Source organism: Goodfellowiella coeruleoviolacea, from assembly GCF_024171785.1.
In the GTDB taxonomy this organism is placed as follows: Bacteria; Actinomycetota; Actinomycetes; order Mycobacteriales; family Pseudonocardiaceae; genus Goodfellowiella; species Goodfellowiella coeruleoviolacea.
In genome coordinates, this window is the sequence record NZ_JAMTCK010000003.1 from 476,350 (window position 1) to 503,178 (window position 26,829).

A 26,829-nucleotide genomic window follows, 5' to 3' on the forward strand; every position below is an offset into this window, starting at 1 on the left:
CGCGCTACTTGGCCAGCGCCTTGGTCAGCGCGTCGTTGGCGTCCTTGGTGGCCTGCGGCACGGTCTTGGCGCCGGTCAGCACCGCCGTCAGCATGTCCTTGAGCGGGTTCTGCCCGGCCTCGATGGACGCCCACGCCGGGGTCACCGGGGTGGCCTTGCCGCCGGCGGTGGCCTTGGCCATGGCGGCGCTGACCGGGTCGCCCGCCAGCGCGGTGGTGTCCTTGTCCGCACCGGGCACGAAGCCGCCCTTGGCCAGCTGGGTCTGGTACTTGTCGCTGGTCAGCAGCTTCAGCCAGTCCTTGGCCGCGTCCACGTGCGCGGCGCTGGCCGGGATGGCCAGGTTGGAGCCGCCGAGGAAGACCGGCGCGGTCTTGCCGGCGTCCTTGGACGGGATCGGGAACGCCGAGGTCTTCTCCTTCAGCGACGGGTCGGTCTTGACCGCGGTGGCCAGCTCACCGGGCATGCCGATCCACATGCCGACCTTGCCGGCCGCGTACACGTCGGCCTGCTGCGGGTGGGCCTCGTCGTTGTCCTTGGGCGCGGTCGTGCCGGACGCCTCGACCAGCTGCTTGTAGAACTCCACCCCGGCCTGGGCCTGCGGGGTGTCCAGCGCGCCCGTGTAGGAGCCGCCGGAGCCGGTGGCCAGGTCACCGCCCTGGTCCCAGATGAACGAGGTCAGCGCGTACCAGTACTGGCCGGGCAGGTAGAGCGGCTGGAAGTCGGGGTCGGCCGCGTTGGCCGCCTTCAGCTTGGCGATCGCGTCCAGCCACTCGGCGTTGCTGGTCGGGGTGGCGGTGATGCCGGCGGCCTGGAACAGGTCGGTGCGGTAGAGCACGACCCGGTTGGCCGCGTAGAACGGGATGCCGTACTGCTTGCCGTTCCACTTGCCCGCCTCGGCCAGGCCGGGAATCCACTTGTCCTGGTTGAAGTCCTTGGCCGAGTCGGTCAGGTCGGTCAAGGTGTCCTGCGAGGAGAACTGCGGGTTCTGGGTGTTGCCCAGCTCGATGATGTCCGGGGGGTTGTCACTGGTCAGCGAGGTGGTCAGCTTGTCCTGGATGCCGTTCCAGGCCTGCACCTCGTACTTGACCTTGACGCCCGGGTGGGCGGCCTCGAACTCCTGGTTCAGGGCGCTGATCATCTCTTCGGACGCGGACCCGTCCATCAGCCAGACGGTGAGGGTGCCGCCCTCGGCCGAGTTCCCGCCGCCCCCGCTGGTGCCGCAGGCGGCGACGCCCAGTGTTGCCGCGGCTGTGGCCGCGAGCGCCACTCTTGTCCAACGCTTCACAGTACTTCCGACCTTTCCCCAGGTAGAACCGGTGGCCGGGACTCGACAGGCGAGTCGAGTCCCGACCGCTGACACCCCCGACCAGCGGATGCGGCCCACACCGCGCTGCCCGAACCCGGCCAGCGGCGCGGGCCTGACATGCGACGAGGACCGCCCGGACGGGTCTCACAAGTGGTGTAGACCAATGTGATGCAGCGTGGTTCGCGCCACACGCCGTGTCAAGACGGTTGCGAAGTCGTTGTTAAGTCATCGGAGGTGTCGTGGTCGGGGCATAAGGGGGTGCGATCGCACAACCCGCCGTTGACAAGGCATCCTGGTACTGGGGACTGCCGAGGAGGAGGCCATGCTCAAGGCAACGCCGGGTGCCGGTGTGGACACGAGCGTCAAAGTGCGGGTGCAGCGCGAACCCAAGTACTGGGGACTCAAGCGACACCTGCTGGACCTGCTGCGCGCCATGCCGCCCGGGTCCCCGATACCGACCGAGCGCTCACTGGCCGCCGAGTTCGACGTCTCCCGCACCACCGTGCGCCAGGCCCTGGCCGAACTGACCGTGGAGGGCCGGCTGCTGCGGGTGCAGGGCAAGGGCACCTTCGCGGCCGAACCCAAGGTCGCGCAACGCCTCCAGCTCAGCTCCTACACCGAGGACATGCGCGCCCAGGGCCGCCAGCCCTCGTCGCGGCTGCTCGACTCCACCGAACAGCCGGCCGAGGCCGAACTGGCCCGGCTGCTCGCGGTGCGCCCCGGCGCCAAGGTGCTGCGGCTGCAACGGCTGCGCCTGGCCGACGGCGAGCCCATGGCCATCGAGACCACCCACCTGCCGCTCGGCCGGTTCCGCGGCCTGCGCCGCTACATCGGCGCCGGCGGTTCCCTCTACCAGGTGCTGCGGGAACGCTTCGGGGTGGAGCTGGGGCACGCCGAGGAGACCATCGAGACCGCGTTGGCCAGCCCGCAGGAGGCCGAACTGCTCGGCGCGGACGTGGGCCTGCCCATGCTGCTGCTGTCCCGGCACTCCTTCGACGTGCAGGGCCGGCCGGTGGAGTGGGTGCGCTCGGTCTACCGGGGCGACCGCTACAAGTTCGTGGCCAGCCTCAACCGCCCCTAAGGCACTCGCGGTCCGTCCGGTCCGCCCGGTCCGTCCGCCTCACCGGGCCGGTCCGGGCCGGCCACCCGAGCCGAACCCGGACACCACCTGGTCGATGCGCGCGGCCAGCGCCACGTCCGGCGCGGTCACCGCGCCGCGCTGGGTGCTGAGCGTGAACCGCACCCAGCCCCGGCCCCGCTCGACGTGCGCGTGGTCGTTGAACTCCCGGGCCGCCACCCGCTGCACCCGGTTGACCAGTGGCGTCAACCGGTCGTCCGGCAGGGACACGGTGCGTGAGATCGCGCTGCGGTCCCCGGTCCACCCGGTCAGCCGGCGCAGCGCCGCGGCCACGTCCGCGTCGGAGAGCCGGGTCGGCACATCCGGCCGCGTGCTCTCCGCCAGCCAGGCCGGCTGCCCGGCCGGGGCGAGCACGTCCAGCAGGTCCGTGCTCAACTGGTCGCGCAGCTGGTCGACCAGGTCCGGCTGTTCCTCGCGCAGCACGCCCAGCACGGCCTGACCGAGGTAGCGGGCCCGCTCCGGCGTGGTGTGCAGCCGCTGGCCGATCTCGACCAGCAGGTCCTCGCCGTGCCGCCGCTCCCGCTGCCCCGGCACCTCCACGGCCGGGGCCAGCAGCCCGGGCAGCCGCTCGGCCACCCGGTGCCGGTCCGCGGGCGCCAGGCAGTGCGCCAGGGTGGTCAACACCACCGAGGTGGCGGCGCGGGCCCGTGCGGTGCTGTCCAGCGCGGCCCGTCCGCGGACCGTCTCCACGAGGTGTTGGTAGCGCACGGCGGGACCTCCTAACCCCGTTCGCCCACCGGGGGTACCCGCTCGGCCAACCCGCTATGCCGACCCGCTGTGCCGGCCGACCCGCTGTGCCGACCCGCTGTGCTGGCCGACCCGGTGGGTGCACCGGGACGTCAGCCGGCGGCGCGCAGCGGGAACGTGAGCCCCTCGGGGCTGACCAGCCGGGCGACGCGGCGGCCGTCCTGGTCGGTCCACACGAGACGGTCCGGTCCGTGTTCCCGGACCCGGGCGGCCACCTCGTGCGGGTCGGCGACGGTGACGGCGAGTTCCCACCGCGGGGCGGACCCGGCCGGGCCGGGCGACGCGACGATGTCGGCCGCGTCCAGCACGGCACCGAGCACGTGCCGGTAGAAGTGCCGCGCCCGGTGCGGGTCGGGACAGGCGAGGACCATGCGGGCGGGTCCGCCCACCAGGCCGGGCGGCAGGCGCCAGCCGGTGAACTCCCGTGCCTGCCACAGCGAGACGGCCGCGCCGACCGGGTCGACCAGGGTCGCCATCCGGCCCTGGTCACCCGCGTCGAAGGGCGGGACCACCAGCCGCGCGCCGGCTGCCTCGGCCGCCTCGGCGCGCCGGTCCACGTCGTCCACGGCCAGGTAGTAGGCGATGTGGGCCGGGGTGTCGGGCGGGTAGACCGGGTCGGCCAGGTCGCTCACGCCGCCGATCCGGTGTTGGGCGAGGAAGACCGCGGTGGCGCGCCGCCAGTCCGCCTCGGCCACGGCGAACCGCCAGTCCAGCGCCGCGGTGAGGAACGCGGCGGTGCCGGCGACGTCCCGGGTCTTGAGGTCCATCCAGCAGAACTCGCCACCCGCACCCAACCGGGTCGTCATCGCGCCGCTCCTCCTGGTCCGCTGCCGGGATCCCCGGTTGATACCGACATCCGGACGAAACGGGCAAACCGTTTTTCGGATCGGCCCGACCGGCCCCCGGGTCAGTGGTTGCCCGGCGGGACCGGCGCACCCGACGAACCGCGCAGGAAGTCCAGGTCGACACCGGTGTCGGCCTGGGTGACGTGCTCGACGTACAGCCGCACCCAGCCCCGGTCGGCGGCGGGCTCCGGCGGGGTCCACCCGGCCCGCCGCCGGGCCAGCTCATCCGGGGACACCGCCAGGTGCAGCCGCCGCGCCGGCACGTCCAGCTCGATCCAGTCGCCGTCGCGCACCAGGGCCAGCGGCCCGCCCACGGCCGACTCCGGGGCCACGTGCAGCACCACCGTGCCGAACGCGGTGCCGCTCATCCGGCCGTCGGAGATGCGCACCGCGTCGTCGACACCCGCGTCCAGCAGACGTTTGGGCAGACCGAAGTTGCCCACCTCGGGCATGCCCGGGTAGCCGCGCGGCCCCACCCCGGTCAGCACGAACACGGTGTCGGCGTCGCAGTCCACGGTGTCGATGCGGGCGTGCAGGTCCGCGACGCCGTGGAACACCACGGCCCGGCCGCCGTGGCGCAGCAGCCGGGGCGTGGCCGCCGCCGGCTTGATCAGGGCGCCGTCCGGGGCCAGGTTGCCGCGCAGCACCGCGAGGCCGGCGTCCGGCCGCAGCGGGTCGTCGACCGGGCGGATCACCTCCCGGTCGAACACCTCGGCGTCGGCGATGTTCTCGGCCAGGGTGCGGCCGGTGACCGTGGGCACGTCCGGGTGGGGCAGCAGCGGCCCCAGTTCGCGCAGCACCGCGGGCAGGCCGCCCGCGTAGCAGAAGTCCTCCATCAGGAACCGGCCGGCCGGCATCAGGTCGACCAGCAGCGGGATCGAGCAGCCCAGCCGGTCCAGGTCGGCCAGGGTGAACGGGATGCCCAGCCGGCCGGCCACGGCCAGCAGGTGCACGGCGAAGTTGGTGGAGCCGCCGATCGCGGAGTTGACCACCACGGCGTTCTCCAGCGCCCGCCTGGTGACCACATCGGACAGTCGGACGTTCTCCCGCACCAGTTCCACCGCGCGGATGCCGGACAGGTGGGCCAGGGCGCGGCGCCGCGAGTCCACCGCGGGCAGCGCGGCCATGCCGGGCAGGGTCAGCCCCAGCGACTCGGCCCAGCAGGCCATGGTGGAGGCGGTGCCCATGGTGTTGCAGTGGCCGGCCGAGCGGGACATGCACGCCTCGGTGGCGCGGAACTCCTCGGCCGACATGGCCCCGGTCCGCCGCGCGTCCGCGAACCGCCACACGTCCGTGCCCGAGCCGAGCTGGCGGCCCCGGTAGCGGCCGTTGAGCATGGCGCCGCCGTTGACCACGATGGTGGGCAGGTCCACGCTGGCCGCGCCCATCAGCAGCGCGGGCGTGGTCTTGTCGCAGCCGGTGAGCAGCACGACGCCGTCCAGCGGGTTGGCCCGCAGGGTCTCCTCGACGTCCATCGACACCAGGTTGCGGAACAGCATGGTGGTCGGCCGCATCAGGATCTCGCCCAGCGAGGTCACCGGGAACTCCATGGGCAGCCCGCCCGCCTCGTACACGCCGCGCTTGACGTGCTCGGCGATGTCGCGCAGGTGGGCGTTGCACGGGGTGAGGTCGCTGGCCGTCTGGCAGATGCCGATGACCGGGCGGCCGTCGAAGGAGTGGTCGGGGTGGCCCTGGTTGCGCAGCCAGGAGCGGTGCACGAAGCCGAGCACGTCGTCGCCGCCGAACCACTCGTGGCTGCGCAGCCGGGGCCGGGTGGCGCCGGTGCCGGGGTCGGTGGCGGGTGCCGCGGTGGCCGGCGGGACGGGCGTCGTCGATTCGTCCATGGCGCGACGCTAACCCGGAAACTATTGTCACCACAACAACTTCGGTTCCCGGCTCGCCGGTCGGCAATGCGGGACGGAAAGAACACCATCGGGGCGGTCCAACACCACGGCTGCCCGAATGCGCAACACCGAAAACTACCGCCCAGAAATGCGGGAATGCCCCGATCGGAGGTTGTTTTCCGACGCTTTGTCGCCCGATCGTGGATATGGCGGAGTTAACCGGTCCAGGCATTAATCTGGTGTCCCCACCACCCGAGGAGTGCGCAGCATGCCGGTCTGGCACGGATATGTCGAGTTCCGCGAAATCCAGGACGTGAAGGGGACGAGCGTGCGCGCCCTGCGGGCCGAGCGGCTCAGCCGCACCCCCGACGTGGTCCTGACCAGCCCGGACGAGGTGGCCGCCTGGATCACCGCGCAACGCGTGGTGCGGCGCAGGGAAGCCGACGGCTTCGCCGAGTCCTACAACGCGTGCAGCGACGACCGCCCGAGCATCAACCGGTCCCTGGCGCGACAGGGCCGCAGCGTGTACGCGTCCGTCCGGCTGTCCCGGCACAAGAGCGCCTACCTGGCCGCGGAGGTGGTCCCGCGGTAGGCGGGAAGAGGGGACGAGCCGTGGCCCGGCGAAATCGCGTGCAACCCGGTGAGGGGTGTCCAGCGCCGGAAGCCAAGAAAGGCGGACACCAGTACCGCGAGGTGAACGGCGTCTGGCGGTGCCGGTTCTGCGGAAAGCTGTTGACCTGATCGCCTGCCCCCACCGCCCAGCGCGCCGTTGTCCGCCCGCGTCGGGAAGAACACGCTGACCAGTGGGTGGAATCCGTGAGTTGCGGCGCGCCCTGGCGCGGAGCACGGTGGATCAATGGGCGAGGACGCGACCGGGCGTGAGCCGGTGCGCTGGGCGAGCGCGCGGGCCAGGGGGGTGCTGGCCGCGACCGTCATCGGGTCGGGCATGGCCATGCTGGACGGGACCGTGGTCAACGTGGCGCTGCCCCGGATCGGCGCCGAACTGGCCGTGGGCGTGGCCGGCCTGCAGTGGATCCTCAACGGCTACCTGCTCGCGCTGGCCTCGCTGATCCTGCTGGCCGGTTCGCTGGGCGACCGCTACGGGCGGCGGCGCACGTTCCGGTTCGGGGTGATCTGGTTCGGGGTGTGCTCGCTGCTGTGCGGGCTGGCGCCGAACATCGAGCTGCTGGTGGCCGCGCGGGTGCTCCAGGGCGTGGGCGCGGCCCTGCTCACCCCGGGGTCGCTGGCGATCCTGCAGACCAGCTTCGGCGAGCGCGACCGGGCCAGGGCGATCGGCGCGTGGTCCGGCCTGTCCGGGATCACCACCGCGGTCGGGCCGCTGGTCGGCGGCCTGCTGGTGCAGGTGTGGTCGTGGCGGCTGGCGTTCCTGGTCAACCTGCCGCTTGCCGCGCTGTGCGTCTGGCTGACCAGCAGGCACGTGCCGGAGAGCTGGGCGGGGGACGGGAGCGGGAAGCTCGACGTGGTGGGCGCGGTGCTCGGCACGGTCGGGCTCGCCGGGATCACCGCCGCGCTGGTGACCGCGGCCGACGCCGGGCCGGTGCTGGTGGCGGCGCTGGCCGCGGTCGGGGTGGCCGCGCTGGTGGCGTTCGTGGTGCGGCAGGTGCGCACCGACCGCCCGCTGGTGCCGCCGGCGTTGTTCGCCGACCGCACGTTCTGCCTGGCCAACGGGCTGACCCTGCTGGTCTACGCGGCCCTGGGCGGGGTGTTGCTGCTGCTGGTCCTGCAGTTGCAGATCGCCATGCACTACTCGCCAACGGCGGCCGGCATCGCCGGGCTGCCGATCACCGTGCTGATGCTGGTGCTGTCCGCCCAGTCGGGCAGGTGGGCGCAGCGCATCGGGCCGCGCTGGCAGCTGGTGATCGGCCCGCTGCTGATCGCCGGCGGCATGCTGCTGCTGCGCCGGGCCGTGCCCGGGGCCGACTACGCCACGGGCGTGCTGCCCGGCCTGGTCCTGTTCGGGCTGGGCCTGGCCACGGTGGTCGCACCGGTCACCGCGACCGCGCTGGCCGCCGCCCCGGACGAGCAGGCCGGCGTGGCCTCCGGGGTGAACAACGCGGTGGCCAGGACCGGCAGCCTGCTGGCCGTCTCGGTGCTGCCCCTGCTCGCCGGGCTGGGCGGCACCCGGTACGCCGACCCGGTCGCGCTCACCGAGGGCTGGCGGCTGGCCCTGGTGATCTGCGCGGCAGCGGCCGCGCTGGGCGGGCTGCTCGGCCTGGGGGTGGACAACGCGGTGCTGGGTCGGGCGCCGGCCAAGCCGCGCACCGAACCGCGGCCCGGTGCCACCGCGCCGCATCCCGGCGAGTGCGTGTACTGCGGGGTCGAGGGGCCGCCGACGCACGTTCGCCCGTTCGCCGGACCCCGACCCGGTTGATCAACGGGCGCCCGGCGCCGTGGGTGTCCATAGTGGACCGACAGGAAGGCGTTGTCGGCCGCGGCGGGGGACATGGGTGCGGAGCAGGAGTCGGACCGGGCCACCACCGAGCGCCGGCCCGGGATGGGGATCAAGCCGGTCAGCCTGGTGACCGGGGCGCTGGCGGCGGTGACCGCCGCGGTGGTCGGCGCGCAGCTCGGGGTGGAGGGCACGATCTGGGGCGCGGGCGTGGGCAGCGTGGTGAGTTCCCTGGGGGCCACGCTCTACCAGTACTCCTGGCAGCGCACCCGCGACTCGGTCCGGGACAGCGACTGGTACCGGACGCGTGAACAGCCAGGGGAACAGGCCGGCCGACCGGCCGGGCCCTCGGCGCGGGACCAGCGGGGAGACCGGCGGCGGGTGCCGCTCCGGGCTGGCCGGCGGCCGCCCTGGCTGGTGTTCGTGCTGCTCAGCGTGGCGGTGTTCGTCGTCGGCATGGCCGTGGTGACCGGGATCGAGCTGGCCAGGGGCCGCCCGCTGGGTGGCGGCGACAGCGGCACCACGATCGGCACGGTCACCCGCGGATACGTCGAGCAGCAGCCGACCGAGACGCCACCGACCACCACCAGCGACACCGAACCGGCCCGGCCCACGACCACCACCGGTCACCCGGGGCTGCCCGAACCCAGCGGCACCGGCACGCTCCGGCCGAGCGCGCCCAGCCAGCCCGGTTCGTCGACGAGTTCCCCCGCCCCGGGATCGGGCGAGCGGCACGGCACACCGGCTCCGCAACCGCAGCCGCAACCGCCGCCGTCGCTGGAACCCGAACCGTCCCGGACACCGCCGACGAGCTGACGCACCACGATCCACAGAGGACTGTTGTGGGTTCCTGGTTAAGTTGATCTCCTTGCGGGACAAGGAAACATGATCAACTGTGCGGAGCGAACCATACCGTCGCAAGTGGACCGATGCGGCCGCGCGTGGTGGTTCTCACTCCGGCCCAACCCGGGGAGCGTCCGACCCGTCATCTCCGTTGACACCACGGTGGAACAGCGGCGGCAACGGGAGCGGCGGCAACGGCAGGGGATATGGGCAGCGAGGAGAAGGCCGCGCGGCAGCGCAGGATCGACATCAAGCCAACCCAGGTGATCGCCGGGGCGCTGGCGGCGGTGGCCGCCGCGGTGCTCGGTTCCCAGCTCGGCGTGGCCGGCACCGTGGTGGGCGCGGCCATGGCCAGTGTGATCAGCACGGTGGGCACGACCCTGCTCCAGCACTCCATCGACCGCACCAGGGCCACGGTCCGCCAGGTGAGCGGGAAGGCCGGGGCGGCCGGCGACGCGCACCCGGCCGGGCACGGCGCGTCGACCCGGACCGCGGTGGTGGACCGGCCGCCGGCGGTGGTGTCACCTCGGCACATGTCCGGTGATCTCAGCGCCCCGGACGCCCCGGACGCCCCGGACGCCCCCGGCGGCGCCCCCGCGCCAGTGCGGCGGCGGGCCTGGGTGCCGGTGGCCGTGGTCAGCGCGCTGGTGTTCGTGGTCGGCATGCTGGTGGTCACCGGCGTCGAGTGGATGCGCGGCCAGCCGCTGGCCGGCGGTCAGGGCACCACGCTCAGCCGACTCACCGGCGGTTCCCCGCAGCAGCCCGCCACCCCGGGGCCCGCCACCGGGTCCACGCAGGGGCCGGGTTCGGGGGCGGACCCGCAGCGGCAGGACACCGAATCCGCGGCGCCGACCACCGGCACGACCACACCGACCACCACCGGGCCGACCACCGCCGGGTCGACCGCCACGGGGCCGACCACCGCTGGGCCGTCCACCACCGGGGCTGGGGCCGCGACCACGGGTGAGCCCACCACGCCGGCCTCGACCGACGCGGGAGAGCCGGAGCGGCAGCGGCCGACGACCGGCCAGCAGCCCACCGAACCGGGCACGGGCAACGGCGCAGGAGTTGGTCCGGACCAGGCCGCGCCCCCCGAGCGGATCAACCCGCTTCGCTCGAACGGCGGGTGACTGCGGTGCGTGCGCGCGACGTGGTTGCGCTGCGCTGATCACCCGAGGCGTGATCGTCACCATTTTGGGCGTGTTAACGGTCAATCGCTACAGACCGCATTTGTTTTACGGTGATATATGACACACTCGATTCCTCGGTGGTCATCTCCGTTATAGACAACTCCTCGGTAACTGACTGCACGTGGACGCACACGCTGGTCTGAACGACCGAAGGGAGGGCGCATGGAGTTCGCGGTCGAGTCACACGCGAGCCGCTCCCCACGCGTTCCCACCTCGTCGCCGGCGGTGCCCTGCTGGTTCCTGAACGCCCTGCCCGCGCTGCCCGTTCACCTGCCCGCGCGCCGGCCGCTGCGAAGACCAGCCAGACCCACTGCTCAGCGCTGATCACGCGGCTGATCACGCGTTAAGCGGTGGGGCGACCCCTGCCGCCGCCCCACCACCCGTCCCCCTAGAACTCCCGAGAGCTGTCCCTGCAACAGGCTCCCGGGTTCCCTGCACCCAACATGAGGGAGACGATCAGATGAACCGCATGCGTGCGGCCCGTCTCGTCGGCGCTGTCCTGGTGGCCACCGGAGCGGCCATCACCGTCAGCGTACCGGCGACGGCGCAGCCCACGACGGGCTCGTCCACCAACACCTCGCTCGCCCCCCAGGTCCTGGCCGCGCTCCAGCGCGACCTGGGGCTGACCAGCGAGCAGGTCACCGCGCGGTTGACCAGCGAGGCCAGGGCGACCGAGGCCGAGCAACTGCTGCGCGGCACGCTCGGCGGACTGTTCGGCGGCGCCTGGTACGACGCCGGGCTCGGCCGGCTGGTGGTCGGCGTGACCGACCCGGCCAAGGCCGACCAGGTCCGCGCGGCCGGTGCCGAGCCCACCGTGGTCCGGCACTCGCTGAGCCGGCTCAGCGACGCCAAGGCCGCACTGGACAGGGCGGGCGCGCCGAAGTCGGTCACCGGCTGGTACGTGGACGCCGCCAGCAACAGCGTGGTGGTCAAGGTCAACCGGAACACCCGGGACGCGGCCACCGACACCTTCCTGGCCACGGCGCGGACCCTGACCGACGCCGTGCGGGTGGTCGAGGTGGACCAGGCTCCCCGGCTGCTGGCCGACCTGCGCGGCGGCGACGCCTGGTACATCGGCACCAGCGGCCGGTGCTCGGTCGGGTTCAACGCGGTGGGCGCGGACGGCGGCGAGTACTTCGTCACCGCCGGCCACTGCACCGAGGGCGGTGGCACGGCCTACGGTCCGGACCAGCGCACCCCACTGGGCGCGATCAGCGAGAGCACCTTCGGCGCTGGTGGCGACTACGGCAAGGTCGACGTGACCGCCACCGGCTGGAACCTGCTGGGCGAGGTGAGCGGCTACGACAGCGCGGACGTGACCGTGGCCGGCTCCACCGAGGCGCCGGTGGGCGCGTCGATCTGCCGGTCGGGCTCCACGACCGGGTGGCACTGCGGGACGGTGGAGTCCAAGGACGAGACCGTGCAGTACGCGGAGGGCGCGGTCGAGGGGCTCACCCAGACCGACGTGTGCGCCGAGCCCGGTGACTCGGGCGGGTCCTGGATCAGCGACGACCAGGCCCAGGGCGTGACCTCGGGTGGCTCCGGCGACTGCACCTCCGGCGGCACCACCTACTTCCAGCCGATCAACGAGGCGCTCAGCGCCTACGACCTGGAGCTGGTCACCGGCTGACCGGTTCCCGGCCGGCACCACCACCGGCCTGCTCCACCAGGTGGGTGAAACCCTGCTAGCCCACCTGTGCCAGGTGCCCCCGGGCTGTCACACCGCCCGGGGGCACCTCCCTGTTTCCGGGCCCGCTCCGGAGCGGGTCACTCGGCCAGGTGCACATCCCCGTGCGGCCCGTCGACCTCGGCCGCGGCCAGCAGGGCGGGCACCAGGCCGGGGAACCGGGCGTCGAGATCGGCCTGGCGCAGGCGGACGAAGCAGCGGGTGCCCTCCTGGCGCGTCCAGGTGAGGCCCGCGTCCCGCAGCACCCTGAGGTGGTGGCTGAGCGTGGACTTGGCCACGGGGGCCCGCAGCTCGCTCCAGGCGCGCTCCTGGCCGTCGGAGAGCAGGCGGACCAGGCCCAGTCGGATGGGGTCACCGAGTGCGGCGAGCAGTCGGGTCAGGCTGATCGCGGGGGTATCGGGGTGAACGGGCTGGCGCACACCCCATGATAACTTCGTTCTAAGTTCATCGAACATCGAACACACTGGGGGTGGCCTGTGTCGGCCGACGTGAATCCGACGACCAGCGACCTGACCGACCGCGCCGTGATCGTCACCGGCGCCGGCTCCGGCATCGGCCGGGCCACCGCCCTGGCGTTCGCCCTGGCCGGCGCGCGGGTCCTGGGCGTGGGACGGCGGCCCGACGCGCTGGCCGCCACGGCCGAACAGCACCCGGCCATCGCGGCCTTCCCGGCCGACCTGCGCGCCGAGGACAGCGCCGAGGCGGTCATCGCCGCCGCGGTGCGGCGGTGGGGGCGGGTCGACGTGGTGGTGAACAACGCCGGGGTGACCCTGCCGCTGCCGCTGGCCGAGGTCACCGCCGCCCAGATCGCCGACCTGATGGCCGTCAACGTGACCGCGCCCAGCCTGCTCGCCCGCGCCGCACTGCCGTGGCTGACCGACACCCGGGGCGCGATCGTCAACGTGTCCAGCACGTTCGGCCACCGGCCGGCCGCGGGCGTGGCGCACTACGCGGCGTCCAAGGCCGCGCTGGAGCAGCTGACCCGGAGCTGGGCACTGGAACTGGCTCCGCACCGCATCCGGGTCAACGCGGTCGCGCCCGGCCCCACGGAGAGCGAGGCCCTGGCCGCCGCCGGCCTGTCGCCCGCCGAGGTCGACCAGGTCAAGCGGGCCGAGGCCGCCCGCATCCCCCTGGGCCGCCGAGGGGAGCCGGCCGAGGTGGCCACCTGGATCGTGCGGCTGGCCGATCCGCGCGCCACCTGGCTGACCGGCCAGGTGCTCACCGTGGACGGCGGCTTCGAACTGGCCTGAGCCAGCCCTGGCACCGCGCACCGCGGCCCGTCGCACCCGGAATTCCCTCGGACGTGGTCACCAACAATCCGATCGAGGGTTTTTATGCCACTTCTGGGTGAACCAGTCTTCGGCTCGTTTGGTTTTCGCGGTTCCAGTCGGCACGGTTCATGACCGACAGCGCGGTCGGCGATATCCGCACCGGTCGGCACAATTGTCCTTCCCAACAGATCACCCCCCCCGGCAGAAAGCGGTTTCGGCATCGCTGGTCCGTGACGGACATGTCCGATCCGTGTCGGCCAGCGGTGGTCCTGGCTGCGACCTGCGGCGGGGGAGCCAACAACAACGGGAAGGTTGTCCATCGGTGTTGCAGATCCCACTTGTCGAGCTGGACATCGAGCCCGGCCACGTCGTCGAATGGCGGCCGTACTCCAAGAAGATGCACAACGCGGGCGATCCGGCGCCACCGCACGGAATCGCCTCCTACAACCAGGAAAAGCATTTCGCCGTGGCGCTGGAGGCGCGCAGCGCGAACGATTCGTTCGGTTCCTACATCGCGGTCACCTTCGAGATATCCGGCCCGCCCGACCGCGCGGCGATCGAGGCCGCGCTGCTGCACTTCATCCGCCGCCACGAGGTGCTGCGCTGCGAGTTCCGGCCCCTCGGGGAGAACCTGGCCTGCGACGCCTTCGAACCGGACGACATCGCGCTCGAACCCGTCGACCTGGGGCCGGTCGACTCGGCCAGCGAGCTGCGCGCCTACCTGGCCGACTGCTTCGAGAAGAACGTGGACGCGCTGTCCTGGCCGCCGCTGGTCATGGGCGTGGTGACCAGGCCGGAGTCCGCCACGGTGTACCTCGCGTTCGACCACATCGTGCTGGACGGGGTGTCCACGCCGATCGCGGTGCACGACATCGCCACCGCGTACGCGATGTTCACCGGGGGACAGCGGGTCGTGCTGCCCGAGGTGGGCAGCTACGTCGACTTCAGCCGGGAGGAGCGCCGGCGCACCGCGGCCATGGACGTCGACGACAGCCGACTCGACTACTGGAAGGGGTTCATGGCGCGCAACGGCGGGTTCTTCCCGTCGTTCCCGCTGGACCTCGGGATCGAGCCGGGCGGCATGTACCCCACGGTCAACGACGCGGCGACGCTGCTGGGCGCCGCCGAGGTCGACGCGCTGGAGGGCCGGTGCCGCGCGGTGGGCGGCAAGCTGTTCATGGCGGTGCTGGCGGCGGTCGGGGTCTCGCTGCGCAAGGAGGGCGGGCCGGACGTCTACCGGGGACTCATGCCGATCAGCGAACGCGGCGACGGCTGTTACGCCGGTGCCGTGGGGTGGTTCGTCAACACGCTGCCGATCGAACTCCGCGTGGCGGAGGACCAGGACTTCGCCGAGGTCATGGCCGGTGCCCAGGTGGCGACCGCGGAAATGCTGCGGCACACCGACGTGCCCTTCGTCAAGGCGTGGCACCTGCTCGCCCCGCAGTACGCCCGGCTCCGCTCCTGGCCGTTCGCGGTGAACTTCCTGTCCTACCTGGACTTCCGCAAGGCGCTCGGTGCCGAGCACCACCTCAGGTGGAAGGCCAGGATGCACATCTGGTCGTCCCACAGCAACGGCATGTGCTTCTGGTTCCACCGCACCGACACCGGGCTGCACCTGAACACCGTCTACGCGGACACGCCCCAGGCGCGGCGGACCCGGGCCGCGTTCGGGCGGACCCTGGCGCGGACGATCGCGAACATGGCCCACTCCGGCACGTTCTGACCCGCGCTGGTCACCGCTGATCACTGCTGAACGCCGCTGAGCATCGCTGACCCGCACCGGCCGGCCAGCCGGCGCGGGTCAGCCGACCAGGGCCTGGAGCAGGTCGCGCAGGGCTTCCTGCTGGTCGGGGGTGAGCGGGGTCAGCGGTGAGCGGTCGTCCAGGTGCCTGAGCACGGTGGCGCGCCGGCGCCGGCCCTGCGGGGTGAGCACGATCTGCTTGGCCCGCCGGTCGGTCGGGTGCGGCTGGCGCTGCACCAGGCCCTGCTGTTCGAGCCGGTCGAGCACGAACGTGGCGTTCGAGGCCTCGCAGGACATCCGGTTGGCCAGTTCCCGCGCGGTGATCGGCTCGGACAGTTCGCGGAGCGCCACCACCTGGCTGGCGGTGAGGCCGAGTTCGTCGGCGACCCGCCGCACGTGGCTGTCCAGCCGCTGGGCGAACTGGTGGACCAGCTTGCACACGTCGCGGTCGATCCCACCGTTGGTCGCCGGGTCCCGCTCTGCTGGCATGCCCCGAGTGTAGTGGCGCGGATGCTTCGATTCATGGTAGTTCTAGTTCGTATCATTCGAACTCGAATTACTATGACTCGAACCAGTGTGCTCCTGGGGGTTCCGGTTGCCGCTTCCCGTCCTCTCCCTCATGCTCGTCGTCTTCAGCCTCACCACCGGCGAGTTCCTGATCGCCGGCATCCTGCCGGACGTGGCCGCCGACCTGGCCGTGTCCGTCTCCGCCGCCGGCCTGCTGACCACCGCCTACGCCGTGGGCATGATCGTGGGCGGCCCGGTGGTCACCGCGCTGACCGCCCGGCGGGCCCGCAAGCCGCTCATCGTCGGACTGGTCGCCGTGTCACTGGTCGGCAACCTCGGGTCGGCGCTGGCCCCGAACTACCCGGTGCTGCTGGTGGCGCGATGGGTCGCCGGCCTGGTCGTGGCCACGTTCTTCGCCGTCGCGATCGCCACCGCCGTCGGCATGGCGCCCGAGGGCAAACAGGCCAGCACCGTCGCCAAGGTGACGCTGGGCATGAACCTCGGCATCGTGCTCGGCACGCCGCTGGGCACCGCGGTCGGCCACACCCTCGGCTGGCGGGCCAGCTTCGCCGCGGTCGCCGCGGTCAGCGCCGTCGCCCTGCTGCTGGTGCTGCGGTTCCTGCCGGCCCAACCGGCCGCGGCCACCGGGCCGGTCCGCGCGGAACTGCGCGTGTTCACCAGCCCGGCGCTGTGGTGGGCGATCGCCCTCACCGCGGTCGGCAACGTCGGCGTGGTGATGGTCTTCACCTACATCGCCCCACTGCTCACCGAGGTCAGCGGGTTCAGCGCCACCGCGATCCCGGTGCTGCTGCTGGTCTACGGCGCCGGGGCGGTGCTGGGCAACTTCCTCGGCGGGTGGCTGGCCGACCGCGCGCTGCTGCCCTCGCTCGTCGGCCTGCTCGCCGTGCTCGTCGCCGTGCTGGCGCTGTTCTGGCTGGTCAGCCCCTACCAGGTGGGTGCGGCGGTGCTGACCTTCGGGCTCGGCGTGCTGGCGTTCGCGATCATCCCCGGCATGCAGACCCGGGTGCTGGCCACGGCCGGCGCCGCGCCCACCCTGGCCGTGGCGGTCAACGCGTCCGGCTTCCAGCTCGCCGCCGCGTTCGCCGGCTGGCTGGGCGGCTGGGTGATCGGCGACGGCCCAGGGCCGAGGGCGGTCGCCCTGGTGGCCGCGCTGCTCACGGTGGTCGGCCTCGGCATCGCCGGACACGCCCTGCGCCAGGACCGCCAGCCGGTCACCAGCGCGTGACGCGCCGGCCGAGCACCACGCGAACAGGAGGGAAGACAATGAACTGGCCAACCGGAACCACGCTGGCCGGCAAGGTGGCCCTGGTGACCGGCGGATCGCGCGGCATCGGCGCGGCGACCGTCCGCGCACTGGCCGCCCAGGGCGCCGCGGTGGCGCTCAGCTACGCCGACTCCGCCGACCGGGCCGAGGCCCTGGCGGCCGACCTGCGCCACGCGGGCACGCAGGCCACCGCCTACCGCGCCGACCAGGCCGACCCCCGCCAGGTCAGCGACCTGGTGCAGGCGGTCGCGGCGGACTTCGGCCGGCTCGACATCCTGGTCAACAACGCGGCCACCTACGTCACCGGCCGGGTCGACGACGCCGAACCGGACCTCGCCCGACTCGACCGGCAGCTCGCGGTCAACGTCGGCGGCGTCACCGCGGCCGTGCGGGCCGCCGCCCGCGTCCTGGGCCCTGGCGGCCGGATCATCACGGTGGGGTCCATGCAGGCCAGCAGGGCCGGCTTCGCCGGAGTCGCCGACTACGCCGCGACCAAGGCCGCGATCATCGGCTACACCAGGGGCGCGGCCAGGGACCTTGGGCCCCGCGGCATCACCGTCAACGTGGTCCAGCCCGGCTCGGTCGCCACCGACATGAACCCGCCGGACGGGCCGTTCGCCGACGTCCAGCGCGCGGCCAACGCCGTGGGCCGGTTCGGCCGCCCGGAGGAGATCGCCGCCGGGATCGTGTTCCTGGCCGGGCCGGCGGCGTCCTTCATCACCGGCGCCGTCCTGGACATCGACGGCGGCTACCTGGCCTGAGCAGCGCCGTCGCCCTGAGCCAGCGCGTCCGCGAGCCGCCTGGCCGCCGCCCGCGGGTCCGCGGCCTCGGTGATGGCCCGGACCACCACGATCCGGCTGGCACCGGCCGCGCGCACCTCGGGCAGCCGGTCGTGGTCGATGCCACCGATGGCGAACCAGGGCCGGTCCGGTGCGGCCGCGGCCGTGGACCGCACCAGGTCCAGGCCGGGCGCGGGCCGGCCCGGCTTGGTCGGCGTCGGCCAGCACGGGCCCACGCAGAAGTAGTCCACGCCCGGCTCGCGCGCGGCGGCCTGCGCCTGGGCCGGGTCGTGCGTGGACCGGCCGATCACCACGTGCTCACCGAGAATCCGCCGGGCCACCGGCACCGGCAGGTCGTCCTGGCCCAGGTGCAGCACGTCGGCCTGGGCGGCCAGGGCCACGTCCGCCCGGTCGTTCACGGCCAGCAGCGCGCCGTGTCGCTCGCAGGCCGCGGCGATCACCTCCAGGGCGGCCAGCTCCTGCCTGGCCTCCAGCGGCGCGCCGCCGGTCTTGTCGCGCAACTGCACGACGTCCACGCCCCCGGCCAGTGCCGCGTCCACGAACTCGGCCAAGTCGCCCCGGTCCGCGCGGGCGTCGGTGCAGAGGTAGAGCCGGGCGGTGGCGAGCCGCTGCCTGATCTGGTTCCCGTCAAGTCCTGGCACAGCCGCAGACCGTAGTCCGCCGGCGTGCGCTACGGTGGAGCCCGGTCCGCACGGGAGCCTGGGGGAACCAGGCTGAGAGGAGACTTGACCAGTCTCGACCGTCGAACCTGATCCGGGTCATGCCGGCGCAGGGAGCGTGATGTGTCGTTGGGAACGGTTGCCGTCGTGGGTGGCGGAGTCATCGGTCAGTCCGTGGCGTGGCGCGCGGCCACGGCCGGGCACCGGGTCAGCCTGGTCGATCCGGCGCCGGGCTCGGGCGCGTCCCGGGTGGCCGGCGGCATGCTCGCGCCACTGTCCGAGGCGTGGCCCGGCGAGGAGGACCTGCTCGACCTCGGCCGCGCCGCACTGGCCCACTGGCCCCGGTTCGCCGCGCGCCTGACCGCGGCCACCGGAGGTGATCCGGGCCTGCGCACCGAGGGCACGGTGCTGGTCGGCCTGGACAGCGCGGACCGGGCCGAACTGGACCGGCTCGCCGAGCACCTGGCCGGCCTCGGGCACGCACCGGAGAAGCTGACCGGCCGGCAGGTGCGCGCGCTGGAGCCGGGCATTGGTCCAGAGGTCCGAAGTGGACTGCTGCTGGCCGAGGACCTGTCCGTGGACAACCGGGCGGTGCTGGCGGAACTGGCCGAGGCGGGCCGGCGCGCCGGGGTCGAAGCGGTTGCCGGACGCGCCGTGGCCGTGCGGGGCAACAGGATTCGGCTCGCTGACGGCTCCACAGTGGACGCTGATGTGGTGGTGCTCGCCTGTGGAGCGTGGAGCGCGGGACTGCATCCCAGCCTGCACGCGGTTCGCCCGGTCAAGGGGGAGGTGCTGCGGCTGCGGGCCCGCCCCAGTGCCCTGCCCCCGCCACAGCGGACGGTGCGGGCCCTGGTCCAGGGCCGGCCCAGCTACCTGGTGCCCAGGGCCGGCGGTGGCCTGGTGCTCGGCGCCACCCAGTACGAGGCCGGCCACGACACCGAGGTGACCGTGGCCGGTGTGCGGGACCTGCTGCGCGACGCCGAGCGGGTGCTGCCGGGCATCGCCGAGTACGCGCTGGTCGAGTGCGCGGCCGGGCTGCGCCCGGGCACCCCGGACAACCTGCCGCTGATCGGCTGGCTGGAACCCGGCCTGGTGGTGGCCACCGGGCACCACCGCAACGGTTTCCTGCTCGCCCCGATCACCGCCGAGGCCGTGCTGGCCCTGCTGGACGACCGGCCGCCACCGGCGCCGGTGCTGGCCGCCGACCCACACCGGTTGGCGTTGACCCGTGAACCACTGTCAGGAGTGAGCCGATGAGGGCACGCGTCAACGGCGTCGAGCGGGACCTGCCCGACGGCGCCACCGTCGCCACCGTGCTCGCCGAGCTGAACGCGCCCCCGTCCGGGGTGGCGGTCGCGCTGGACGGCGCGGTCGTGCCGCGCGCGGCCTGGCCCGACACGGTGCTGACCGAAGGCGCGGTGGTCGAGGTGCTGACCGCGGTACAAGGAGGCTGAGCATGTTCCAGGAGATGTTCCAGGACCCACTGGTGATCGCGGGCCGCGAGTTCGGCTCCCGGCTGGTGATGGGCACCGGGGGCGCGGACAACCTGGCGGTGCTGGAACGGGCGCTGCGCGCCTCGGGCACCGAACTGACCACTGTGGCCATGCGCCGGATGGACGCCTCGGGCGGCCCGGGTGTGCTGGAGTTGTTGCGGCGGCTGGACATCGAGGTGCTGCCGAACACGGCCGGCTGCCGCGGCGCGGACGAGGCCGTGCTCACCGCCCGGCTGGCCAGGGAAGCCCTGGGCACCAACTGGGTCAAGCTGGAGGTCGTCGCCGACGAACGGACCCTGCTGCCCGACCCGGTCGAACTGCTCGACGCCGCCGAACAACTTGTGGACGACGGGTTCGTGGTGCTGCCCTACACCAACGACGACCCGGTGCTGGCGCTGCGGCTGGAGCAGGTCGGCTGCGCCGCGGTGATGCCGCTCGGCTCACCGATCGGCACCGGCCTGGGCATCCGCAACCCGCACAACATCGAGCTGATCGTGTCCAGGGCGAGCGTGCCGGTGGTGCTCGACGCCGGCATCGGCACCGCCTCGGACGCCGCACTGGCCATGGAACTGGGCTGCGCGGCTGTGTTGTTGGCCACCGCGGTGACCAGGGCTGGCGACCCGGAGCGGATGGCCGCGGCGATGCGCGCGGCGGTGACCGGGGGCCGACTGGCCCACCTGGCCGGCCGGATTCCCAAGCGGTTCTGGGCCAAGGCGTCCAGCCCGGAGCTGGACTACGTGGGCTGAGCCGCCACGCCTCCCGGTCCCGGCTGCAGCGGTGCGGGGAAGGGCCGCACCGGGGAACCGGTCGGCTCGGTGTGCGCTCCGCTCCGCGCTCGCTGGTGCTCGCCGCGGTGCCCACCCGCTGTCACCTCGCGGGTGGGCAACAGAACGGCGCCCGCCACCGTCGTTGCCCAGAACACGCGGCATGATGGACAAAAGCGGGATTGGTTTGCTGATGTCGGGGTTGGCACCATCTCGCGCCCCCGTCGGCGAAGGAGGCGATTGCCGTGACGGCCCCAACGACATTCGACGTCCAGGACGCGACCGCGCGGCTCTATCTCGTGATCGGGCGGCTGTCCCGGTTGCTGCGCCGAACCGGGTCGCCGGGGCTGGGGCCGGGCGCGGTGTCCGCGCTGGCCACCCTCGCGCAGGGTGGTCCGATGCGACTCGGTGACCTCGCCGCCAAGGAGGGCGTTGCCCCGCCGACGCTGTCCCGGATCGTGGCCGCGTTGGTGGAATCCGGGTTCGTGCGCCGGGAACCCGACCCGCTGGACGGCCGCGCCTGGCTGGTGAGCCCGACCGAGGAGGGGGAGCGGGTGGTCTCCGGCATGCGCTCCACCCGGGTCCGGGAACTCCAGGCGCGGTTGGAACGCCTGCCCGAGGAGGACCGGCTGGCGCTCATCGCCGCGCTGCCCGCGCTGGAGGTCCTGGTGGCCGAGGACGCCTGACCCGCGGCAGCGGTCAGTGGTCCAGGAGCAGGACGGTCTTGCCGACCGTGCGGCTCTGGCTGCCCACCTCGTGCGCGCTGGCCGCCTGGGTGAGTGGCAGCACGGTGTGCACGTGCACCCGCAGCGTGCCCTGCTCCACCATGGCGGCCAGGGCCCGCAGGCCAGCCTGGTCGGGCTCGACCAGGAAGTCGGTGGCGCGCACGCCGAGGCGGGCCGCCTCCTCGGCGAGCCCGGGCGTCCACGCGCCCTGCGCGCTGACCAGGATGCCGCCGGGCCGGAGCGTGCGCAGGTCGGCAGTGCCGGTGGGACCGCCGAACATCTGGATCACCACGTCGATGTCGTGCACGGCCGTGGCCACGTCCGCAGTGGTGTAGTCGATCACCTCGTCCGCGCCGAGTTCGCGGAGGAAGTCGTGCTTGCCGGCGCTGGCCGTGCCGATCACGTACGCGCCGCGCGCCTTGGCGATCTGCACGGCCAGGTGGCCGACCCCGCCGGCCGCACCGGTCACCAGCACACGCTGGCCCGGTCGCACGTCAGCGGTGTCCACCAGCATCTGCCAGGCACTCAACCCGGCCAGGGGCAGGGCCGCGGCCTCGGTGAAGTCCAGCCCGGCCGGGATACGGCAGAGGTGCCGGGCGGGTGCGGTGACGTACTCGGCGTAGCCGCCGGCCGGATGCGGGAACCGGGGCATGCCGAAGACGGCGTCGCCGGGCGCGAGCGTGGTCACGCCGTAGCCGACCTCGCTGACCACGCCGGCCACGTCCCAGCCGGGGATGAACGGCAGCGTCCTGGTCTGCGGGTAGGCGATGTTGCGGCTGGCGTACCAGTCGATCGGGTTGACACCGGCCGCGTGCACCCTGACCTGCACCTCGGTGGGCAGTGGTTCGGGTCGGTCCACCTCGACCAGGCGCAGCCGCTCCGGCCCGCCCCACTGGTCCACGCGTATCGCGCGCATGGTTGTCGTCATGCGCCCAGAGCTTACATACATACGGGATGTATGTAACTTGTTGGGTTCAATAGGGGGGTGAGCACCACCTCCGCGAGCCGACGCACCCAGCGGGAACGCACCGAAGCGACCACAGCGGCCCTGCTCGGCGCGGCCAGGGAGCTGTTCGCCACCGACGGCTTCGCCCTCACCTCGCTCAACGCGATCTGTGAACGAGCCGGCGTGACACGAGGGGCCTTCTACCACCACTTCTCGAACAAGGAACAGATCTTCCGCGAGGTGTACGCGGTTGAGCAGCACCGGCTGTCCCAAGCCGTCCGGGAGAGCTTCCGGCAGCACAGCGATCCCTGGACCGGGTTGATCGCCGGGTGCCGGGCACTGCTGGAGAAGTCGCTGGAACCGACCGTGTGGCGGCTGACCCTGGTGGAGGCGCCGGCCGCGCTCGGCTGGACCGCCATGCGGGACATCCAGACCGACTGCAAGAACCAGATGCGCACCGGCCTGGCCATGGCCATCGAGGCCGGCTGCATCCCATCGCGCCCGCTGGAGCCGTTGACCTCACTGCTCTACGGGGCCCTCACCGAGAGCGCCCTGGACGTGGTGCACGCCGAGGACACGGCTGCCTGGCTGGAGCAGACCCTGAGCGAGCTGCGGCTACTGCTCGCCGGTCTGGTCGGCCGGATCGAGCCCGGCTGCGCACACACGCGGACCCAGCCGTAGCCGGACCAGGCCCCGAACACAGACCTGCCTGCCCAACCGCGCTGGTTGGACAGGCAGGAACTGAACGCTAACCGGCCCTGGTCACTCGGCCTTGGACTGCTGCTTGAGCGCGGCGCTCTGCGCCACCAGTTCGTCCAGCAGGGCGACGACGTTCTTCTCCTGCGGCTCGCTCGGCGTGAACCGGGAGAAGTTCTCGAAGTCGTCGTCAAAGGTGAGGCTGACCCCGGCCGACACCGCGGTGACCTCCAGGTTGCCCAGCAGCGTGCGCAGCTGCTCGGCGGCCCGGTTGCCGCCACCCACGCCGTAGCTGACGATGCCGGCGGCCTTGTTGGTCCACTCGGCGTAGAGGAAGTCGAGGGCGTTCTTGAGCGAGCCGGGGAAGAAGCCGTTGTACTCCGGGGTCACGAAGACGAACGCGTCAAGACCGGCGATCCGCTTCGCCCACGCCTGGGTGTGCGGCTGGACGTAGTTGCCGGAGCGGGCTGGCTCCGGCTCGTCGAGGTGGGGCAGGGCGTGCTCGGCGATGTCCACGACCTCGAAGGTGGCGTCGGTGCGCCGGGAGCCGATCTCCCGCACCCAGTTGGCCACGTCCTCGGCCTTGCGGCCCGGGCGGGTGGTGCCGACGATGATGCCCACCTTCAGCGTGCTGGCCTGGGTGTCGGTGGCCGATTCGACCGTTGACTGCATGAAAGATCGCCTCTCGGGAAACTCGTGCGGTTTGCCGGACGCCACACGTCCTGGGCGTCCGCTAGCCATGGAACGTGCGTCATCCCGAGAGAATTCCTGATCGCGCGGCCAACCTGGCTCGCTGCGTCGAACGTCACCGGCCCCCGAGCGGGCTCAGTCGCGGACCGCGAGCACGATCTTGCCCTTGGTGCGGTTGGTGAAGCCGAGTTCGTGTGCCTTGCCGGCCTGCTCCAGCGGGAACACCTGGTCCACCACCACCCGCAACTGGTCGCGTTCCACCAGGTCGACCAGGGCCCGCAGCCCGATCAGGTCCGGCTCGACCATGATCGCCGTCGCGCGCACGCCCCGGCGTTCGGCCTCGGCCGCTACCGACTCGGACACCCCGCCGGCGACCCCCACCAGCACACCACCCGGCCGCAGCGTGGCGAGTGTGCGCTGGTGGTCCTCGTCGCCGACCAGGCCAAGCACCACATCCACATCCCGCACGGCTGTGTCGAGTTCACTGGTGGTGTAGTCGACCGCCTGGTCAACGCCGAGTTCGCGGAGGAAGTCGTGCTTGCCGGCGCTGGCCGTGCCGATCACGTACGCGCCGCGCGCCTTGGCGATCTGCACGGCCAGGTGGCCGACCCCACCAGCGGCGGCACTCACCAGGACCCGCTGGCCAGCCCGCACCTTGGCCGCGTCCACCAGGGCCTGCCAGGCGGTCAGCCCGGCCAGAGGCAGTGCGGCGGCCTCGACGAAGCTCAGCTTGGCGGGCTTGCGCACGAACTGCCGGGAGGGCGCGGCCACGTACTCGGCGTAGGCGCCGGGGCGACGCGGGAACAGCGGCATGCCCAGCACCTCGTCACCGGGTGCCAGCATGGGCGACGCGTTGCTGACCTCGACCACCCCGGCCACGTCCCAGCCGGGCACGTAGGGCGGCTGGCCAAAGGCGGTGGCCAGGCCGGCACTGGTCTTCCAGTCCACCGGGTTGACGCCGGCCGCGTGCACCCGGACCAGGACCTCGGTGGCTATGGGCTGAGGCCGGTCGATCTCGGTCAGCTCCAGCCCCTCTGATCCGCCGAAGGCCCGCTGCATGATCGCACGCATGGTGGTGTCGCTCCTTGCTCTGTCCGTCCTGTCTGAGACGGGATTCATCCTCGGAGAGCTGGTAGAAAAGAGCTAGAAGGCACTTTTTTGTAAAGTAGGTACCTCGTGGAAACCACCTTTGACCTGCCGGACGACCATCTCTGGAACGTCTACTTGCGGAACTGCCCGTGCCGGGACGTGCTGGACCTGGTGGCCAACAAGTGGACCGCGCTGGTGCTGGGCGTGCTGCGCAGACGGCCGCACCGCTTTGGCGAGCTGCGCCGCGAGGTCGAGGGCATCAGCCAGAAGATGCTCACCCAGAACCTGCGCAACCTGGAGCGCGACGGGCTGATCTCGCGCACGGTCTACCCGACGACCCCGCCGAGCGTGGAGTACGCGCTCACCGACCTCGGTGCTGAGATCGCCGCGCACCTGGTGACGATCAGCGAGTGGAGCCAGTCCCGCTACGCGCGCATCCGGCAGGCTCGCGCCGCCTACGACCAGCGGATCGCCACCCAACCTCAGCCAGCCTGACCCACCTCGTGGTTCCCGTGGCCACCGGCCTGAGAAGACGGCGGACCGCCCCCGCTGTCCGGATCTCGCCATCTGCTCCCGAGCACCGGCTCGGGCCCGCGGTGGTACTCCCGGCTGCTGGGACTGATCCAGGTGATCGTGCCGTCCTTGGCTCGCCTGGACCGCCACCGGCCACTGTGCTTCAACGCGTGGTGGTGCCGGCACAGCGTGGTCAGGTTGTCCGCGGAGGTGGGGCCGTCCGGGAACGGCACGTGGTGATCCAGGTCGGATTTCGCGGCCGGCCGCAGGCAGCCGATGAACCGGCACGTCTTGTCCCGTGCCCGAACGAAGTTGGCGAGCCTGGTCGGCGGCCGGTAGCTGCGCCGGCCGTAGTCGAGCAGGGCGCCGCTGACCGGGTCGGTGAGCAGCCGTCGCCACGTGCCCTCCGCCGCGATCTCCCGTGCCACCCCTGCGGGGATCAGGCCGTGCCCGGCCAGTTCGCCGGGCTGGTTGTCGGCACCCATCAGCGTGGTCGCGGCCACCGTGACCTGGATCTGGGCGCTGAAACCGCCCTCACCCAGGCACAGGTCCACGAAGGCATCGGCCCGCCGCTGGTCAACCGTCCGGTCATCGCCCGGGGTCCGCGCCTGGCACGCAGCCCTGTCCACTCGGTCGTGGATCGCCATGGCCAGGTGCGCCGGCAGGTGGGCGCGCAGTTCAGCCATGGCGTTGTCCAGGTGCTTGATCCGCACGTTCCGCTTCTGGGCGCACCGCTGGTGCCGCCGCTCCGCTCCCTCGGGATCGACCCGGTGCACTGCTTCCCGAGTGTGCCGGCGCATGATGGCGGCGTTCTCGTGCGGTGCCGTGACCAGGATCTTCTCCTCCACCTGCCGGGTCTGCTCCGGCGTCAGCGGCAGGGTGAGTTCGGACAGCGCCCTGGCCTTGTAGACGTCCAGCCGCCCCGCCCGCACCGCGTCCAACGTCGCTGGCAGACGCTCGACCAGGTCAGCGGCCAGGGACAGTTGCGCGTTGGCATGGCTCTGGTTCCAACGAGCGGCCACGGCAAGCTCCGCAGCGGCGAACTCAGGCTGCGGGTGTCTTCGCTGGTATTCGGCCAAGGTGTGGAGAAGTAAGCCGTTGTGGGCGTTGATGGTCTCGATGCACTCGACAATGCTGTCCAGCAGTGCACCGATTTCCCCCTCGGTGGACATATTTCCAGAGTACGCACCCCAATCCACTCTTTCATCACTCGTTCGAGTGATTCTCTTTTTGTCGAATCAGTCGGGCAGTGGGGTTGGGTCATCCAGCGGTCCCTGACCGCGTGGACGAAAGAACCCGAGCGGGTCGAGAACCGCCGCGCGGCAACCACGCCTCTCGTTCTTGCCCTGGTAACCCACGTTCGACTGCCAGTTGCCGACGCCGGATTCGGGTCGCGAGTGCCACGCTGACCAAGCGCGAAACCGCAGGTAGTAGGCCCGATCTGCTCCTGCTTGCCCACCGTGGGGGTCGAACGTGGCAGCAGGATCGACTGGTCGCGACACCGCGGAGCAGGCGTAGCGCCCGAGTGGGCAACGCATTTCCCGGAGTCGCGAATCCGGCAATCAGCTGATCACCGGAAAACACGCACAGCTGTGCGCCAATGCGCATTTCCCCAATCGAAAACCCCCGCCCTCCCAGGG

The 26,829-nt window shown here is 72.3% G+C and carries 27 protein-coding genes and 1 riboswitch; of the genes, 16 read left to right on the plus strand and 11 right to left on the minus strand.

Annotated features, from left to right (window positions below):
- Positions 1 to 4 precede the first annotated feature (4 nt).
- Positions 5 to 1,285: an extracellular solute-binding protein gene (locus tag LX83_RS08225; protein WP_253768874.1), complete on the minus strand. Its 1,281-nt coding sequence runs from the start codon at positions 1,283 to 1,285 to the stop codon at positions 5 to 7.
- 343 nt (positions 1,286 to 1,628) lie between these two features.
- On the opposite strand from LX83_RS08225, the gene LX83_RS08230 reads away from it, so the two are divergent.
- A complete protein-coding gene (locus LX83_RS08230) occupies positions 1,629 to 2,387 on the plus strand; it encodes a GntR family transcriptional regulator (RefSeq protein WP_253768876.1) in 759 nt (252 codons plus the stop codon).
- 39 nt (positions 2,388 to 2,426) lie between these two features.
- On the opposite strand, the gene LX83_RS08235 is transcribed toward LX83_RS08230, so the two are convergent.
- From LX83_RS08235 to LX83_RS08245, 3 genes are all read right to left on the minus strand, one after another.
- A complete protein-coding gene (locus LX83_RS08235) occupies positions 2,427 to 3,152 on the minus strand; it encodes a DUF2267 domain-containing protein (RefSeq protein WP_253768878.1) in 726 nt (241 codons plus the stop codon).
- A gap of 131 nt (positions 3,153 to 3,283) precedes the next feature.
- A complete protein-coding gene (locus LX83_RS08240) occupies positions 3,284 to 3,997 on the minus strand; it encodes a VOC family protein (protein ID WP_253768880.1) in 714 nt (237 codons plus the stop codon).
- Between the two features lie 101 nt (positions 3,998 to 4,098).
- The gene (locus LX83_RS08245) at positions 4,099 to 5,880 is read right to left on the minus strand and encodes an IlvD/Edd family dehydratase (protein WP_253768882.1); all 1,782 of its coding nucleotides are present in this window, start codon (positions 5,878 to 5,880) and stop codon (positions 4,099 to 4,101) included.
- Between the two features lie 268 nt (positions 5,881 to 6,148).
- Here LX83_RS08245 and LX83_RS08250 point away from each other — a divergent pair, with 268 nt between their 5' ends.
- From LX83_RS08250 to LX83_RS08270, 5 genes are all read left to right on the plus strand, one after another.
- Positions 6,149 to 6,472, plus strand: coding sequence for a hypothetical protein (locus tag LX83_RS08250; RefSeq protein ID WP_253768884.1), 324 nt, complete (start codon positions 6,149 to 6,151; stop codon positions 6,470 to 6,472).
- 264 nt (positions 6,473 to 6,736) lie between these two features.
- On the plus strand, positions 6,737 to 8,272 hold the full coding sequence (locus tag LX83_RS08255; RefSeq protein WP_253768886.1) for an MFS transporter: 1,536 nt from the start codon (positions 6,737 to 6,739) through the stop codon (positions 8,270 to 8,272).
- 72 nt (positions 8,273 to 8,344) lie between these two features.
- Positions 8,345 to 9,106: a hypothetical protein gene (locus LX83_RS08260; RefSeq protein ID WP_253768888.1), complete on the plus strand. Its 762-nt coding sequence runs from the start codon at positions 8,345 to 8,347 to the stop codon at positions 9,104 to 9,106.
- Between the two features lie 233 nt (positions 9,107 to 9,339).
- Positions 9,340 to 10,263, plus strand: coding sequence for a hypothetical protein (locus tag LX83_RS08265; RefSeq protein WP_253768890.1), 924 nt, complete (start codon positions 9,340 to 9,342; stop codon positions 10,261 to 10,263).
- A gap of 520 nt (positions 10,264 to 10,783) precedes the next feature.
- Positions 10,784 to 11,953: a S1 family peptidase gene (locus LX83_RS08270; RefSeq protein ID WP_253768891.1), complete on the plus strand. Its 1,170-nt coding sequence runs from the start codon at positions 10,784 to 10,786 to the stop codon at positions 11,951 to 11,953.
- 137 nt (positions 11,954 to 12,090) lie between these two features.
- Here LX83_RS08270 and LX83_RS08275 read toward each other — a convergent pair whose 3' ends face one another.
- Complete coding sequence (locus LX83_RS08275; RefSeq protein WP_253768893.1) at positions 12,091 to 12,429, minus strand: ArsR/SmtB family transcription factor; 339 nt, start codon at positions 12,427 to 12,429, stop codon at positions 12,091 to 12,093.
- Positions 12,430 to 12,486: 57 nt separating this feature from the next.
- On the opposite strand from LX83_RS08275, the gene LX83_RS08280 reads away from it, so the two are divergent.
- Both LX83_RS08280 and LX83_RS08285 read left to right on the plus strand, forming a co-directional pair.
- On the plus strand, positions 12,487 to 13,260 hold the full coding sequence (locus LX83_RS08280; protein WP_253768895.1) for an SDR family NAD(P)-dependent oxidoreductase: 774 nt from the start codon (positions 12,487 to 12,489) through the stop codon (positions 13,258 to 13,260).
- 343 nt (positions 13,261 to 13,603) lie between these two features.
- Complete coding sequence (locus LX83_RS08285; protein ID WP_253768897.1) at positions 13,604 to 15,004, plus strand: condensation domain-containing protein; 1,401 nt, start codon at positions 13,604 to 13,606, stop codon at positions 15,002 to 15,004.
- Positions 15,005 to 15,082: 78 nt separating this feature from the next.
- On the opposite strand, the gene LX83_RS08290 is transcribed toward LX83_RS08285, so the two are convergent.
- Positions 15,083 to 15,511, minus strand: a complete 429-nt coding sequence (locus LX83_RS08290) for a MarR family winged helix-turn-helix transcriptional regulator (RefSeq protein ID WP_253768899.1) — start codon at positions 15,509 to 15,511, stop codon at positions 15,083 to 15,085.
- A 130-nt stretch (positions 15,512 to 15,641) separates the two neighbouring features.
- Between LX83_RS08290 and LX83_RS08295 the strand changes: the two genes are divergently transcribed.
- Both LX83_RS08295 and LX83_RS08300 read left to right on the plus strand, forming a co-directional pair.
- Positions 15,642 to 16,775 (plus strand): MFS transporter, encoded by a 1,134-nt coding sequence (locus tag LX83_RS08295; RefSeq protein WP_253768901.1) that lies wholly within the window; start codon positions 15,642 to 15,644, stop codon positions 16,773 to 16,775.
- Between the two features lie 38 nt (positions 16,776 to 16,813).
- Complete coding sequence (locus LX83_RS08300) at positions 16,814 to 17,575, plus strand: SDR family NAD(P)-dependent oxidoreductase (RefSeq protein ID WP_253768903.1); 762 nt, start codon at positions 16,814 to 16,816, stop codon at positions 17,573 to 17,575.
- Here LX83_RS08300 and thiE read toward each other — a convergent pair.
- On the minus strand, positions 17,563 to 18,255 hold the full coding sequence (gene thiE, locus LX83_RS08305; RefSeq protein ID WP_253768905.1) for a thiamine phosphate synthase: 693 nt from the start codon (positions 18,253 to 18,255) through the stop codon (positions 17,563 to 17,565). The genes LX83_RS08300 and thiE overlap by 13 nt on opposite strands.
- Before the next feature lie 40 nt (positions 18,256 to 18,295).
- Positions 18,296 to 18,406, plus strand: a riboswitch (TPP riboswitch).
- Here thiE and thiO point away from each other — a divergent pair.
- The 4 genes from thiO (at position 18,397) to LX83_RS08325 (ending at position 21,216) form a co-directional block, all read left to right on the plus strand.
- A complete protein-coding gene (gene thiO, locus LX83_RS08310) occupies positions 18,397 to 19,530 on the plus strand; it encodes a glycine oxidase ThiO (RefSeq protein ID WP_407649507.1) in 1,134 nt (377 codons plus the stop codon). It overlaps the preceding riboswitch by 10 nt.
- Positions 19,527 to 19,727, plus strand: a complete 201-nt coding sequence (thiS, locus tag LX83_RS08315) for a sulfur carrier protein ThiS (RefSeq protein ID WP_253768909.1) — start codon at positions 19,527 to 19,529, stop codon at positions 19,725 to 19,727. The genes thiO and thiS overlap by 4 nt, the downstream gene beginning before the upstream one ends.
- Before the next feature lie 2 nt (positions 19,728 to 19,729).
- Positions 19,730 to 20,512: a thiazole synthase gene (gene thiG, locus LX83_RS08320; RefSeq protein WP_301327771.1), complete on the plus strand. Its 783-nt coding sequence runs from the start codon at positions 19,730 to 19,732 to the stop codon at positions 20,510 to 20,512.
- 263 nt (positions 20,513 to 20,775) lie between these two features.
- Entirely contained in the window at positions 20,776 to 21,216 is a 441-nt protein-coding gene (locus tag LX83_RS08325; protein WP_253768911.1) for a MarR family winged helix-turn-helix transcriptional regulator, read from the plus strand.
- Between the two features lie 13 nt (positions 21,217 to 21,229).
- Here LX83_RS08325 and LX83_RS08330 read toward each other — a convergent pair whose 3' ends face one another.
- Positions 21,230 to 22,183 (minus strand): NADP-dependent oxidoreductase, encoded by a 954-nt coding sequence (locus tag LX83_RS08330; protein WP_253768913.1) that lies wholly within the window; start codon positions 22,181 to 22,183, stop codon positions 21,230 to 21,232.
- Positions 22,184 to 22,240: 57 nt separating this feature from the next.
- On the opposite strand from LX83_RS08330, the gene LX83_RS08335 reads away from it, so the two are divergent.
- Positions 22,241 to 22,882 carry a TetR/AcrR family transcriptional regulator gene (locus LX83_RS08335; protein WP_253768915.1) on the plus strand — a complete coding sequence of 214 codons (642 nt, stop codon included), beginning with the start codon at positions 22,241 to 22,243 and terminating at the stop codon, positions 22,880 to 22,882.
- 81 nt (positions 22,883 to 22,963) lie between these two features.
- On the opposite strand, the gene LX83_RS08340 is transcribed toward LX83_RS08335, so the two are convergent.
- Positions 22,964 to 23,569, minus strand: a complete 606-nt coding sequence (locus tag LX83_RS08340; RefSeq protein ID WP_253768917.1) for an NADPH-dependent FMN reductase — start codon at positions 23,567 to 23,569, stop codon at positions 22,964 to 22,966.
- Positions 23,570 to 23,722: 153 nt separating this feature from the next.
- Positions 23,723 to 24,658, minus strand: coding sequence for an NADP-dependent oxidoreductase (locus tag LX83_RS08345; RefSeq protein ID WP_253768919.1), 936 nt, complete (start codon positions 24,656 to 24,658; stop codon positions 23,723 to 23,725).
- A gap of 105 nt (positions 24,659 to 24,763) precedes the next feature.
- Between LX83_RS08345 and LX83_RS08350 the strand changes: the two genes are divergently transcribed.
- Positions 24,764 to 25,171: a winged helix-turn-helix transcriptional regulator gene (locus LX83_RS08350; RefSeq protein ID WP_253768921.1), complete on the plus strand. Its 408-nt coding sequence runs from the start codon at positions 24,764 to 24,766 to the stop codon at positions 25,169 to 25,171.
- Here LX83_RS08350 and LX83_RS08355 read toward each other — a convergent pair.
- Positions 25,159 to 26,361: an HNH endonuclease signature motif containing protein gene (locus LX83_RS08355; RefSeq protein WP_253768923.1), complete on the minus strand. Its 1,203-nt coding sequence runs from the start codon at positions 26,359 to 26,361 to the stop codon at positions 25,159 to 25,161. The genes LX83_RS08350 and LX83_RS08355 overlap by 13 nt on opposite strands.
- Between the last annotated feature and the right edge of the window lie 468 nt (positions 26,362 to 26,829).